We start from the raw sequence: 12,879 nt of genomic DNA, 5'->3' as shown, positions 1-12,879 counted from the left end.
TCAGTTTTGTGAAGGTTGCCGGGTCCCGGGTAGACGTACCGTGAAGGCGGACGAACCCCGGGACAATGGCTACTCCCGCGCCTTCACCCGCTGCCAGTAGCGTTCATGGGCCTCCAGCGGCTGCCCGGCGAGAGGTTCTCCCTCCGCCGCCGCGATCGCCTCCATGGCACGGAAGCGGCGCTCGAACTTGTGGTTGGCCCGTCGCAACGCGCTGCCGACGTCGACGCCGGCGTGGCGTGCGAGGTTGGCGGCCACGAACAGCAGGTCGCCGATTTCGTCTTCCAGCCGATCCTGCACCGCCGGGTCATCCGGGCTGGATTCACGCGCCTGGAACTCGGCCCGGACCTCTTCGATCTCTTCGTGCAGCTTGGCGATCACTGGGGCGGGTCCGGGCCAGTCGAAGCCGACCCGTGCGGCGCGTTTCTGCAATTTCACCGCGCGCTGCCACTCCGGCAGGCCGCGGGCGATGCCGGCCAGCGCGGAAGTGTCGGCGTCCCCGGCGGCGGCGCGTTCGCGGCGCTTCAACTCTTCCCACGCGACAGTCTGGGCGGCGGCGTCCGGCATGGATTCGTCGCCGAACACGTGCGGGTGGCGGCGCACCATCTTGTCGCAGATCGCGGCGACCACGTCGTCGAAGCCGAACGCCCCCTGCTCCTGCGCCATCCGCGCGTGGAACACCACCTGCAGCAGCAGATCGCCGAGTTCGTCCCTCAGGCCATCGAGGTCGCCACGGTCGATCGCGTCGGCGACCTCGTAGGCCTCCTCGACGGTATAGGGCGCGATCGTCGCGAAGGTCTGCTGAATGTCCCACGGGCAGCCCGCGTGCGGATCGCGCAGGCTGGCCATGATGTCCAGCAGGCGATGGATACCGTCGGAAGCGTCGCTCATGCGGCGGTCCAGGCCTGCCACGGCAACGCGGTGTCGCCCAGTGCGATGAACTCGCCGTTGAGCAGGGTGTCGCGCTGGTTGTAGCGGAAGGGCCGGCCCCGCAGGTCGAGCACTTCGCCCCCGGCACCCTCGAGCACGGCCTGCGCGGCCGCGGTGTCCCATTCGCTGGTCGGGCCGAACCGCGGGTAGATGTCGATCGCGCCCTCGGCGATCCGGCAGAACTTCAGCGACGAGCCCAGCCCGACCGGCTCGACCTCGCCCATGCGCTCGATGAACGTCGCGGTGCGCTGGTCGCGATGGGAGCGACTCGCGGCAACCCGCAGCGGCGCGGTCGCCGGCGCACGCACGCGCAGCGGCTGCTCGTTGCCTGCGCCATCCCGGCGAAATGCCCCGATGCCGCGCCCGCCATGCCAGGCCACGCCGGTCACCGGCGCCTGAACCACGCCGAACGTCGATACGCCGTCCTCGATCAGCGCGATATTGACCGTGAACTCGCCATTGCGCTTGACGAATTCGCGGGTGCCGTCGAGCGGGTCGACCAGCCACATGCACGGCCACGACCGCCGCTGCGCGGTGGTGATGCCGGAGGACTCCTCCGAGAGCACCGGGATGTCCGGCGTCAGGCGCTCGAGGCCGTCGACGATGCAGCGGTGCGCGGCGAGGTCCGCCGCGGTGAGCGGCGAACGGTCATCCTTGTGCTCGACCGCGAACTCGCTGTCGTAGATTTCAAGGATCGCAGTCGCGGCGGCACGGGCGATGGCGATCACGCCGTCGCGCAATTGCAGGTCGATCTTCATTGCTCGATCTTCATCGGTCGATCTTCATTAGGTCCGCAACCACTCCCTCGCGATGAACAACGCGGCGATGCTGCGGCCTTCGGAAAAATCGTCGCGCAGGATCAGCTCGTGCAGCGCATCGAGCCTCCACGGCACCACTTCGAGCGGCTCGGGTTCGTCACCGGCCAGGCGCTCGGGGTACAGCTCGCGCGCCAGCACCAGGTGGGTGGCGTGGCTCATGTAGGTCGGGGCCAGGGTCAGTTCGCGCAGCACGGTCAGCGAGCGCGCACCGTAGCCGGCCTCCTCCTTGAGTTCGCGGTCGGCCGCCTGCGAAGGGGTTTCGCCCGCATCGATCCGGCCCTTCACCAGCCCCAGTTCGTATCGATGCAGGCCGGCCGCGTATTCGCGCACCAGCAGCACGGTTTCATCGTCGAGCATCGGCACCACCACCACCGCGCCATGACCGCGCCCGTGCAACCGCTGGAACCGGCGGCGCTCGCCGTTGCTGAACTCGAGATCGAGGTGCTCGACCCGGTACGGGCCGCTGTCGTCGGTGACGATGTTGTGGATCGTCGGCAGGCGCCGGCTCATCGCATGCCTTCCATGACCGGAGCACGATCCGGAGCAGGCACGCGACGAAAAGCGATAATGGGCGGATGCAGAAGACGAATCACGATCCAGCGATGCTAGCAGAGGCCCGGGACAACAATGGCCGCGACGGCGGCGATGCCGTCGCCGATGCCTGGCGCGAACGCGACCTGTCGGTGCTGTGGCACCCGTGCACGCAGATGCGCGAGCACCAGCGCGACCGCGCCCCGGGTCCGCGCACCGACACCCTGCCGTTGCTGCCGATCGCGCGCGGCGAAGGCCCGTGGCTGATCGGCCGCGATGGCCGCCGCTACCTCGACGCGGTCTCGAGCTGGTGGGTCAACCTGTTCGGCCACGCCGAGCCGCGCATCGCCGAGGCGATCGCGACCCAGGCGCGCGAGTTGCAGCACGTGATCCTCGCCGGCTGCTCGCACGCACCGGCGGTCGAACTCGCCGAGAAGCTGCTGGCGATCGCGCCGCGCGAGCCGGGCCGCGCGCCGCTGGCCAAGGTGTTCTATGCCGACAACGGCTCGGCCGGGGTCGAGGTCGCACTGAAGATGGCGTTCCACTGGTTCCGCAACCGCGGCGAGGAACGGCGGACCAAATTCGTCGCGCTGGAGGGCGGCTACCACGGCGAGACACTCGGGGCGCTCGCGGTCGGCGACGTGCCGCTGTACCGCCGGGTCTACGCGCCGCTGCTGACGGAGGCACTGTTCACGCCGTCACCGGACGCATTCCTCGCCCGCCCGGGCCTAAGCGCCGCCAGCCACGCCGAGGAAGCCGCCGACGCCCTCGCCCGTTTGCTCGACCACCACGCCGGCGAGATCTGCGCGCTGATCCTGGAACCGCGGGTGCAATGCGCCGGCGGCATGCGCATGCACGACCCGGTCTATCTCAAGCGCGCACGCGAGTTGTGCGACGTGCACGGCATCTTCCTGATCGCCGACGAGATCGCGGTCGGCTTCGGCCGCACCGGCACGATGTTCGCCTGCGAGCAGGCCGGCATCGCGCCCGACCTGTTGTGCCTGTCGAAGGGCTTGACCGGCGGCAGCCTGCCGCTGTGCGCGGTGCTGGCGACCCAGGAGCTGTACGAGGGTTTCCTCGACAATTCGCGCGAGCGTGCGTTCCTGCATTCGCACAGCTACACCGGCAATCCGCTGGCCTGTGCCGCGGCGTTGGCGACGCTGGGCATCTTCGAGTCCGACGACGTGCTCGAACGCAATCGCGCGACCGCCGCGAAGATGGCAGGACTGGCCGCACGGATCGGGGATCATCCGCACGTCGCCGACGTGCGCCAGGCCGGGATGATCGTCGCCTTCGAGTTCGGGCGCGATGGCGACAAATCCGCCCCGTTCGACCCGGCCGCGCGGTTCGGCCTGCACGCCTATCGCGCCGCGCTCGACCGCGGCGTGCTGCTGCGGCCGCTCGGCGACATCCTGTACTGGATGCCGCCGTACACGATCGACGACGATGGCCTGGCACTGCTGGCCGACACCACCCGCGCGGTGATCAACCAGGCGATCCGGGAAACCCGATGCGCCTGACCCGCGTCCACGTCGACCTGCCACTGGCGCCAGGCATGGAGCTGGCGCTGCCCGAGGCGCCGGCGGTACACCTCGCGCGGGTGCTGCGGCTCGGCGTCGGCGATGACTGCGTGCTGTTCAACGGCGACGGCTCGGATTACGCGGCCCGCGTGCTCGCCATCGGCAAACGCGAACTGCGCGTCGGCATCAGCGCCGCGACCCCGGTCGAGCGCGAATCACCGTTGCCTATCGTGCTGCTGCAGGGCATCGCCCGCGGCGAGAAGATGGACCTGATCCTGCAGAAGGCGACCGAACTGGGCGTCGCCGCGATACTTCCGGTCACGTCGCAACGTAGCGAGGTCAAGCTCGACGCGGCGCGGGCGGCCAAGCGGCTGGCCCACTGGCGCAATGTCGTCATCGCGGCGTGCGAACAGAGCGGTCGCGCCGTGGTGCCGGACGTGGCGGCACCCGCGACCTTGCAGGAAGCGCTGGCGTCGCTGCCCACCGGCGGACTGCGCCTGCTGCTCGATCCCGAGGGCCGGCAGTCGATCGCCACGCTCGCGGCGATCGACGGGCAGGCGTTGCTTGCGGTGGGGCCGGAAGGTGGCTGGTCGCCGCGCGACCGCGAACAGTTGCAGTCCGCGGACTTCCAGGGACTGCGGCTGGGGCCGCGGGTGCTGCGTACCGAAACCGCCGGCCTGGCCGCGATCGCGGCGTTGCAGTCGCGGTTCGGCGATCTCGCCTGACGCTCGGGGCATTGCGGCATCCGCGCGGTCGGCGGATGCGTCCGGCGTCAGGCCGCCTGCGCGAGCGCCTCGGCAATCAGCCGCTCGATCGCGACAAGGTCGGGCACCAGCGCGTCGTCGAGGTTGAGGGTGACCCTCGCCTGCACCGCCAGCGGCAACTCGCCGCCATCGGCATCGACCTGCAGGCCCGCACGCGAGACCGTCACCAGGCGCGGGAAGCCCTGGGTCAGGATCGCGAAATACGGGACCTTGGAATCGCCGCCCAGCGCCTTGAACACGATCACCTTGCTGCCGAGGCCGCCCTGCTCGTCGGCCAGCCCGGCCAGCTGCGAGAAGCTGATCAGCGGCAACTGCCAGCCGCGCCAGCGCATCCGGCCGAGCAGCCAGTCCGGCGTGCCTTCCACCGGCTCCGGCGGAGCGAACGACAGCACCTCGGCAATGGTCGCGTTGGGCAGCAGCAGGCGTGCGCCCGAGAGCTGGATCACCACGCCGCGGATATCCGCTTCGGGCCCGGTCTGGGACGGCGCCTGCGGCGCCGCGTGGGAATGCTTGGACATCTCTTTCCCCGGTTCGGATCGCGTCATGGCCAGCGCTCCGAAAGTCGTTGGGCCAGCTCGACTGCCGGCGCGGTGTCGCCGCCGCGGGCGGCCAGTGCATTCGCGGCGGCGGCGTCGTAGCAGCCATCCGCGGCCTGGCCGGCGACCAGCGCGCCGGCCCAGCTGTGTTTCATCACCGCGTCGACCAGCGCCGGGTCACTGCCGCTGAGCAGCAGCACCGCGCTATCGGCGGATGGCAGCGCGGACAGCAGCTCGCCGCCCTCGTTGAAGCGGATGCCGGCACTGGCCACGTCCACGCCGACATCGGCCGGAAGGATGTAGACAAAACCGGCGTGCGCCGTCTGGCCCGGCACCGCCAGTTGCACCGGCGCCTGGGTGGCCCGCTGCATCTGCGCGACCAGCTTGTCGTAGCGCGCACCATCGAGGCGTTGCTGGATCAGCACCGGCCGCGCGAACTCCGCCGGCAATGCGCCGAGCAGTTGCCGCACCGCGTCCGGGCCGCCGATGCCGGCCAGCACCAGCACGGCGCCCGACGCTTGTTCGGGGCCGCGCACGGGGGTGTCGTCGACCAGTTCCAGGCCGGAAATCCGGCTCTCCAGGTCGCTCAGGTCACGCTTGAACTTGTGGTTGGCCTCGTGGCTCTCGGCGACGATATCGCTGTTGCCGTCGTCGAGCGTGAGGTTGCCGAACCGCGATGCGGGGGCGGGGTCGGACGTCGTCTCTGCCGTCTCCGGGCCGGAAGGCTCCATGGCGGCGTCGGCCGACGGCGACGGCTCGGCTTCGACCGCCTCGGCTTCGACCGGTTCATCGTCGGTCGGCAGCGACAGTTCCGGAATCCCGGCGGCAACCGGCACGAATGCGTTTTCGTATCCGGTTCCCGCTTCGATCCCGGCGTCCGGACCGCTGTCGAACTCGGCCATCACCGGATCGAACGCGTTGTAGTCGGCTGCGGGCGCCTCCGCGGTCGGCGCGGGATCGGCCGTCTCCGCTTGCAGGCCGGCACTCTCCACGGAAGCGGCGGGATCGGATTCGAACCCGGCAACATCCTGCGATGCGATCGCCGGCGCAATCGCCGGAACAGCCGCCGGTGCGGACGCAGCGGCATCGACCTCATCGGGTTCGCGACCGGGCGGCAGGACATCGCCATGGCGCTGCAGCTTGGCCACCAGGTGGCGTTGCCAGCGCGCCACGTCCCAGCCTTCGCGCGAGGCTGTGAGTTCCGCCTCCTCGTAGATCACGTCCACCGCGGGATCGAACAGCACGTCGTCGAAACGGTCGAGCACGTTCTCGGTCGCCGGATCCAGCGCCACCAGCACCACCTGCGGTGCGGCGACGACCAGGGCCGGCAGCTCCAGTTCGGTCGGGTCGGCTTCGAGCACCTGCCGGGCGCCCGACTGCTCGAGCGCGCCGCGCAGGCGATCGCAGGCGACGCCGGGCCGGGCCAGCAAGGCGACCCGCAGCGCCTCAGCCTCCATGTCGACGCTCGATTCCGAGCAACTCGAACACGTTCCGCATCAGTTCGGGTTCCTGGTAGGGCTTGCCGAGGTAACGATCGACACCGATGTCCATCGCACGCTGGCGATGCTTGTCGCCGGTACGCGAGGTGATCATCACGATCGGCACGTTGCGCAGCCGCGGGTCGGCCTTCATCTGGGTGGCCAGCTCGTAGCCATCCATCCGCGGCATCTCGATGTCGAGCAGCATCAGGTCCGGCACGACGTCGACCATCCGCTCGAGCGCGTCGATGCCGTCCTTCGCGGTGGCGACCTCGAAGTTGTTGCGCTCCAGCACGCGGCCGGTGACCTTGCGCATGGTGACGGAGTCGTCGACCACCATCACCAGCGGGACCTGGCGGTGTTCCACCACCGCAGGCGCCGCCCGCAGGTCGCGTGGCAGGGTCGCATGGCGGCGGACCAGCGGGGCGATATCGAGGATCACGACCACGCGGCCGTCACCCATGATGGTCGCACCGAAGATGCCCGGCACCGAAGCGACCTGCGGCCCGACCGGCTTGACCACGATTTCGCGGTTGCCGATGACCTGGTCGACGGTGACCGCGGCATGCAGGTCGCCGGAGCGGATCAGCAGCACCGGCATCTGCAACTGGCCTTCGGCCTTGGCGGTGCCGTGGCCGACCAGGTCGCCGAGGTCATGCACGATGTAGTCGTCGCCGCCGTAAGCGTAGCTGGCATCGCGCGGCTGGCCATTGGCATCGACCAGCTCCTCGCGGGCGATGCGGCCCACGCCGCGGACCGAGGCGATCGGCACCGCGAAGGTGGTCTCGCCGATCTTGACGAACACCGCCTGGGTGACCGCGAGGGTCTGCGGCAGGCGCAGGGTGAATCGCGTGCCGTGGCCCGGGTCCGAGTGGATGTCGAGCAGGCCGCCAAGCTGGCGCACCTCGCTGGCCACCACGTCCATGCCGACGCCGCGGCCGGCCAGGCGGCTGACCGCATCGGCGGTGGAGAAGCCCGGCTCCAGGATCAGCGCGTCGAGGTCGGAATCGCCCAGCACCGCGTCGGCGCGGATCAGTCCACGCTCCTCGCCGCGGCGGCGGATCGCCTGGCGGTTGAGGCCACGACCGTCGTCGGCGACTTCCAGCACCACTTCCGAGCCTTCGCGGCGGATCGCGATGCGGACGTTGCCTTCCTCCGGCTTGCCCGCCTTCCTGCGTTCGGCCGGCGTCTCCAGGCCGTGCGCGACCGCGTTGCGCAGCATGTGCTCCAGCGGCGCGGTCATGCGCTCCAGCACGTTGCGGTCGAGCTCGCCCTGCGAACCGTCGAGCTTGAGCTGGACCTGCTTGCCCAGTTCGCCCGACGCCTGCCGGATGACCCGGCGCAGGCGCGGCAGCAAGGCGTCGAACGGCACCATGCGCGTGCGCATGAGGCCTTCCTGCAGGTCGGAGCTGACGCGCGACTGCTGCAGCAGCAGGGTTTCGTACTGGCGGGTCAGGTCATCAAGCGTGCCCTGCAGGCTGTTCTGGTCGGCCGCCGACTCCGACAGCGCGCGAGAGAGCTGCTGCAGGGTCGAGAAGCGGTCGAGCTCGAGCGGATCGAACACCTGCTCGCTGTCTTCGGCCTCGCGCTGGTAGCGGGCGACGATCTGCGCCTCGGTTTCCATTTCGAGGCGACGCAACTGGTCGCGCATGCGGATGTTGGTCGCGCCCATTTCCGCGATCGCGCCACGGAACGCACCGAGCTGCTGCTCGAGGCGGGCACGGTAGATCGCGACTTCGCCGGCGTAATTGACCAGCCGGTCGAGCAGGTCGGCACGGATGCGCACCTGCTCCTGCGGCGCGCGGACACCGATGTCGTCGTCATCGCCAAGCTGGACGTCTTCCACCGGCGCCGACAGCGGAGCGAGATCGCTGGTGCCGGTCCCGATGGCCGTATCGCGATGGGCGAACGCGGGAGCCGACGGCTTCGCTGCCGGAACCACGGCCTCGACCGGCGAGGAGGATTCTTCGACCTTCCCGACCGGACCCTCGGACCCGGGCGCCACGTGCAGCAGGCTTTCGCCACGCGAACGCGCGTCGAACTCGGCGATCAAGCGCTCGGGCATGGCGATGGCGCGGCGATCGCCCACCCGGGTGATCATCGCGTGCAGGCGGTCGAAGCCGCGTTCGAGCAACGGCACGCCGTCGGCGCCGAGCTCGCAACGCTGGTCGACCACCGCTTCGAGCAGCGATTCCATGGCGTGGCCGAGCTCACCAACCGCCATGATGCCGGCCATGCGGGCGCCGCCCTTGAGCGTATGCAGGTCGCGCTGCAGGCCGACCAGCGATTCGCGCGACGTCGGCGCCTCGCGCAGGTCCGCCAGCATCGCGTCGGAGTGGTCGAGCAGGTCGCCGCCCTCCTCGACGAAGATGTCGACCAGTTCCGGGTCGAGGTCTTCCAGGTCGAGCGCTTCTTCGGGGTCGGTGACCGCGGCGAGCGAGGCGATCAGCAGCCCGGCGACGGCCGGGTCGACCGCGGTGTCTTCGGTGGCTTCGGCAACTTCCGGCACGGAATCCGGGGATTCGGCGGCCGGCGGTTCCGCCTGCGCCTGGGCCGCGTCGAGTTCGGCACGCTCCCGGGCGAGCCGGTCGGCCTCGGCGTACTCGGCTTCGAGCAACGCGTACTCGCGCTCCTCCTCGGCGAGGCGCTCGGCTTCGAGGCGTTCCGCCTCGACGCGTTCTGCCTCGATGCGCTCTGCTTCGACGCGCTCTGCTTCGAGACGTTCCGACTCGATGCGTTCGGCTTCGAGTTGTTCCGCTGCGAGACGTTCCGCCTCAAGGCGCTCGGACTCGAGCCGCGCGGCTTCCGCCTGCTCAAGCGCCAAACGTTCCACTTCGAGACGCTCGGCCTCGCGGCGTTCCGTCTCGACGCGCTCTGCTTCAAGACGCTCTGCTTCGACACGTTCCGCTTCGAGACGCTCGGCCTCAAGGCGTTCGGACTCCGCCCGCTCCGCTTCGATCCGCGCGGCTTCCAGCTGTTCGGCTTGCCGGCGTTCCGCGTCCAGAAGTTCGCGTTCAATGCGTTCGGCATCGAGACGCCCTGCTTCCGCCTGCGTCGCTTCGAGGCGCTCCGCCTCGAGCCGCTGCATGTCGATGCGCTCGGCCTCGACGCGCTCGGCTTCGACCCGCTCGGCCTCTGCCCGCTCCTCATCCAGCCGTGCCGCATGGGCGAGCCCGGGATCGGGCAGGCTGGTGGACGCGAAGGATTCCGCATCGGCCTGGATATCGATTTCCGTCGACGCGTCGGCGCCCGCGAACGGGCTCAGGTCGACCACCGAGACGCCACTGGTGCGCGCCGTCGGCAGCGAGGCATCGAGCTCCTCGTCCGTCGATGGCGGACGCGCGGCCGGCAGGCTGTCGCGCAGCGCCGCCATGCGGGCGGCGAGCCCCTCGAATTCGGGGATGCGCGGTGCGCTCGACTGCAACGCCTTCAGGGTGCGCGAAACCGCCGCGGAAACCGCGGCGATGCCGGCGACGCCTTCGGCGCTGGCATTCTGGCCCGCTGCCAGCAGGCGCTTCACGTAGGCCTCGGTCGGCGCCGTGATGTCGGTGATCACCGGCACTTCGGTCATCGCCAGCGCGCCGTTGAGCGTGTGGATCGCACGCTGCAGGCGGTCGTCGGCGGGCTGCGGCTGCTGTTCGCTGGCCGCCAGCCACAACTCGATGGTGGCCAGGTGCCCGGCGACCTCGGTGCCAAGGATCTCCAGCAGAACGGCGTCGACCGATGCCGGGATCCCCGCTTCCTCAAACGGCGCCTCGAGCGGAATTCCGGCCTCGGGCTCGACCGCCGACTCCGGTTCGACAGCCTCGGCGGAAGCAGGTGCCTGCACCTCGCTGTCGATATCCGCGACCGGCGCGGCGGCTTCCACTGCCGGCTCGGGCGTCGGCGCGACGTAGGTCGCCTCCTCGCCTGCGGCAACACGTTCGGCAACCGCGGCGATGCCGGCGAGATCGGCACTGATCGAACCGGTGCCGGCCAGGGCCGCATGCAACTGCGGCAGGGCGTCGTAGGCATGGTCGACGACCGCGACTACCGCCGGGCTGGCCAGTCGGCTGCCGTCGAGCACGCGGTTGAGCATGCTCTCGATCTTCCAGCTGAACTCGCCCAGGGTCTTGGCCCCGACCAGCCGGCCACTGCCCTTGAGGGTATGGAAGACGCGACGGATCGAGCGCAGCTGCTCCATGTTTTCCGGCGCCGGGCGCCAGCTGACCAGCAGCTCGCCGAGGTTGCCGATCTCTTCTTCGAGCTCCTCGAGGAAGACCTCGCGGATCTCGTCGTCGATGTCGTCGCTGCTGGCGAAACCGTCGACACCGGCGTCGACCGCGCGGGCCGGCGTGGGCGTGGGCGTGGGCGCAGCAGCTTCCGCCGCGGCATCGGCCGCGACCGGGGACGTTTCGACAACGACTGGCGTCTCGATCTGTTCAACCGGTCCAGCCGGTTCGACCGCGACTTCGCTGGCGGGAGCACTGCTCGAAGCCATGTCCAGCGCGGCGGCGGCGCCGTCTTCCTCTTCCACCGACAACGGCGAGGGAATCTCGGCCTGCAGCGGTGCTGTGTTGTTCGGCAGCGGCCAGTAGCCGAGCGATTCAAGGCTGTGGCGGGCGATTTCGAGGATGCGGTCGCGGTTCGGGCGCTGCTCGCGCAGGGCCTCGAGGTAGTACTCGACGCTCGCCAGGGCATCGGCCATGGTGTCGAGCTGCTGGCCGTTGGGCACGCGCCTGCGGCCGATCAGCTCGGCCTCGGTGTAGCGCTTGACGCCGGTCAGGTAGTCCGCCGGCAGGTCGAGGTCGAGGATGCGCAGCGCGCCGCAGACTTCGTCCAGCAGGCGCGGGATCTCGGCCAGTTCGGCATGGTCCCAGTTGGTCTCGACGAAGGCCACGAACGACTGGCGGGCATCGCCGAAATTGGCGATCGCCTCGCGCACCACGACTTCCAGCACCTTGCGCGATTCGCTGGCGAGCAGGTCCTCGTCGGCGCGGTCGTCGCTCAGGCCCAGGCGCGATACCTGCTCGTCGAGCGAGGCGTCGACGTAGAGCAAGGCGCCCGCCACGTCGAGCAGGGCCGACTCGTCGGCCGGACGCTGGCCGGCGACGATCTCGTGCATCGCGTCGCGCTGCTGCAGCACCACGCCGCGGGCGATGCCCAGGCCCATCATGCCGAGGGTGTCGCTGACCCGGCCCAGGGCTTCGACCTGCGGCCGCAGTTCGGCGACGTCGGTCTTGCCGGTACGCAGGTGCAGGTCGAGCGAATCCTTGACCCGCAGCAGGTCTTCCTTGATCGCCGCGGACACGGTGTCGAGGAGGGCACGGTTGCGTCCGCTCAGGCTGCCGCGGGCGTGCTCGATCTCCGATTCGCTCGGCAGTTCGGCATCCAGTTCGAAGGTCTGGCGCAGGTTGTCCAGCGCCGGATGGCCGCCCTGGCTGTGGGCGACGTGGTAAAGCAACTGCCGGGTCGGCTCGGCGTTGGGCTCGCTGCTCGGGGCGCTGTAGCCGTTGTCGTCGAGCATCTGCCGCGCTTCGCGCTCGACGCCGCCAAACGCCAGGCGCAGGGCGCGGGTCGGTGGCAGCGCGCCGTCACGCAGCGCGCCGGCGACCGAGGAAGCCACCCACAGCATGCGTCGCAGCGGTTCGACCGAAACCTCGGCCAGCAGGCCGTCGACGATATTGGCCAGTTGCGCGGCGTCGGCCGGCGCACCGGTTTCCGGCCACTGCGCGAGCGCGGCGCGCAAGGCGACCAGGTTCGGGCTGCCCGGCTGGGCGCCGCTGCGGATCGTCGGCGCCGCGACGACCGGCGCCGGCAGGTCGTTGGGCAACGGACGGTCGAGGTTGGGCGCGAACAGCACGCTTTCGCTGAGTCCGGTCTCGCCGCGGGTCGCACGCAACTCGTTGAGCAGCGGCAACAGCACGATCGGGATGTCGCGATGGCCGCCCTGCAGGCGCTCGAGGTAATCGGGCAACTGGACGACACCGCGCATCAGCATCGCGCAGGCGTCGTCGCGATCAGTGATATCACCGTGGACCAGCGCCAGCGACAGGCGCTCCATTTCCTCGGCGACCATGGCCGGCGCATACAGCTCGACCATGCGCAGGGTGCCGTGCACCTGGTGCAGGTGGCTCGCGCACTCGCGCATGCGGTCGATGTCACCGGGCGTCTCGACGAACGCCTCGATTTCCTGCCGCGCCTGGCGCAGGGTCTCGTCCAGCTCCGGCTTGATCCAGCCCAGCGTGGTGGTGTCGATTGCGTCGCGCATCACGGTCATCGTGCACTCCACCGGTCAGCGGGGCCGCGTCGCAGGCGACGTCGGC

General features: G+C 70.1%; 8 protein-coding genes. 2 read left to right on the top strand and 6 right to left on the bottom strand.

Annotated features, from left to right (window positions below; translation table 11 throughout):
- Positions 1-69 precede the first annotated feature (69 nt).
- Genes mazG through nudE form a run of 3 tightly spaced genes read right to left on the bottom strand, consistent with a single transcriptional unit; the run spans position 70 to position 2,255 of the window.
- Positions 70-888 (bottom strand): nucleoside triphosphate pyrophosphohydrolase, encoded by an 819-nt coding sequence (gene mazG, locus ACT9AS_RS13655; protein ID WP_445100705.1) that lies wholly within the window; start codon positions 886-888, stop codon positions 70-72.
- A complete protein-coding gene (cysQ, locus tag ACT9AS_RS13650) occupies positions 885-1,685 on the bottom strand; it encodes a 3'(2'),5'-bisphosphate nucleotidase CysQ (protein WP_445100704.1) in 801 nt (266 codons plus the stop codon). The genes mazG and cysQ overlap by 4 nt, the downstream gene beginning before the upstream one ends.
- Positions 1,686-1,712: 27 nt before the next feature.
- Positions 1,713-2,255 carry an ADP compounds hydrolase NudE gene (nudE, locus tag ACT9AS_RS13645; RefSeq protein ID WP_445100703.1) on the bottom strand — a complete coding sequence of 181 codons (543 nt, stop codon included), beginning with the start codon at positions 2,253-2,255 and terminating at the stop codon, positions 1,713-1,715.
- Positions 2,256-2,320: 65 nt separating this feature from the next.
- On the opposite strand from nudE, the gene ACT9AS_RS13640 reads away from it, so the two are divergent.
- Both ACT9AS_RS13640 and ACT9AS_RS13635 read left to right on the top strand, forming a co-directional pair.
- Entirely contained in the window at positions 2,321-3,796 is a 1,476-nt protein-coding gene (locus ACT9AS_RS13640; protein ID WP_445100702.1) for an adenosylmethionine--8-amino-7-oxononanoate transaminase, read from the top strand.
- Positions 3,787-4,521 carry a 16S rRNA (uracil(1498)-N(3))-methyltransferase gene (locus tag ACT9AS_RS13635; protein ID WP_445100701.1) on the top strand — a complete coding sequence of 245 codons (735 nt, stop codon included), beginning with the start codon at positions 3,787-3,789 and terminating at the stop codon, positions 4,519-4,521. The genes ACT9AS_RS13640 and ACT9AS_RS13635 overlap by 10 nt, the downstream gene beginning before the upstream one ends.
- Positions 4,522-4,568: 47 nt before the next feature.
- Here ACT9AS_RS13635 and ACT9AS_RS13630 read toward each other — a convergent pair whose 3' ends face one another.
- The 3 genes from ACT9AS_RS13630 to ACT9AS_RS13620 are packed head-to-tail and all read right to left on the bottom strand — an operon-like array spanning position 4,569 to position 12,833.
- Entirely contained in the window at positions 4,569-5,078 is a 510-nt protein-coding gene (locus ACT9AS_RS13630) for a chemotaxis protein CheW (protein ID WP_445100700.1), read from the bottom strand.
- Positions 5,079-5,101: 23 nt separating this feature from the next.
- Positions 5,102-6,553, bottom strand: a complete 1,452-nt coding sequence (locus ACT9AS_RS13625; RefSeq protein ID WP_445100699.1) for a chemotaxis protein CheB — start codon at positions 6,551-6,553, stop codon at positions 5,102-5,104.
- Positions 6,543-12,833 (bottom strand): Hpt domain-containing protein, encoded by a 6,291-nt coding sequence (locus ACT9AS_RS13620; RefSeq protein ID WP_445100698.1) that lies wholly within the window; start codon positions 12,831-12,833, stop codon positions 6,543-6,545. The genes ACT9AS_RS13625 and ACT9AS_RS13620 overlap by 11 nt, the downstream gene beginning before the upstream one ends.
- Positions 12,834-12,879 lie beyond the last annotated feature (46 nt).

It is taken from the genome of Lysobacter sp. F60174L2 (genome assembly GCF_052547135.1).
The sequence above is the reverse complement of the archived record's forward strand: the minus strand, read 5'-3'. Positions and strand labels throughout refer to the sequence as shown.

Coding starts and splice junctions, on each gene's coding strand:
- mazG (WP_445100705.1), bottom strand. CDS start 888: ATGAGCGACGCTTCCGACGGTATCCATCGCCTGCTGGACATCATGGCC.
- cysQ (WP_445100704.1), bottom strand. CDS start 1,685: ATGAAGATCGACCTGCAATTGCGCGACGGCGTGATCGCCATCGCCCGT.
- ACT9AS_RS13630 (WP_445100700.1), bottom strand. CDS start 5,078: ATGTCCAAGCATTCCCACGCGGCGCCGCAGGCGCCGTCCCAGACCGGG.
- ACT9AS_RS13620 (WP_445100698.1), bottom strand. CDS start 12,833: ATGACCGTGATGCGCGACGCAATCGACACCACCACGCTGGGCTGGATC.
- ACT9AS_RS13640 (WP_445100702.1), top strand. CDS start 2,321: ATGCAGAAGACGAATCACGATCCAGCGATGCTAGCAGAGGCCCGGGAC.
- ACT9AS_RS13635 (WP_445100701.1), top strand. CDS start 3,787: ATGCGCCTGACCCGCGTCCACGTCGACCTGCCACTGGCGCCAGGCATG.
- nudE (WP_445100703.1), bottom strand. CDS start 2,255: ATGAGCCGGCGCCTGCCGACGATCCACAACATCGTCACCGACGACAGC.
- ACT9AS_RS13625 (WP_445100699.1), bottom strand. CDS start 6,553: ATGGAGGCTGAGGCGCTGCGGGTCGCCTTGCTGGCCCGGCCCGGCGTC.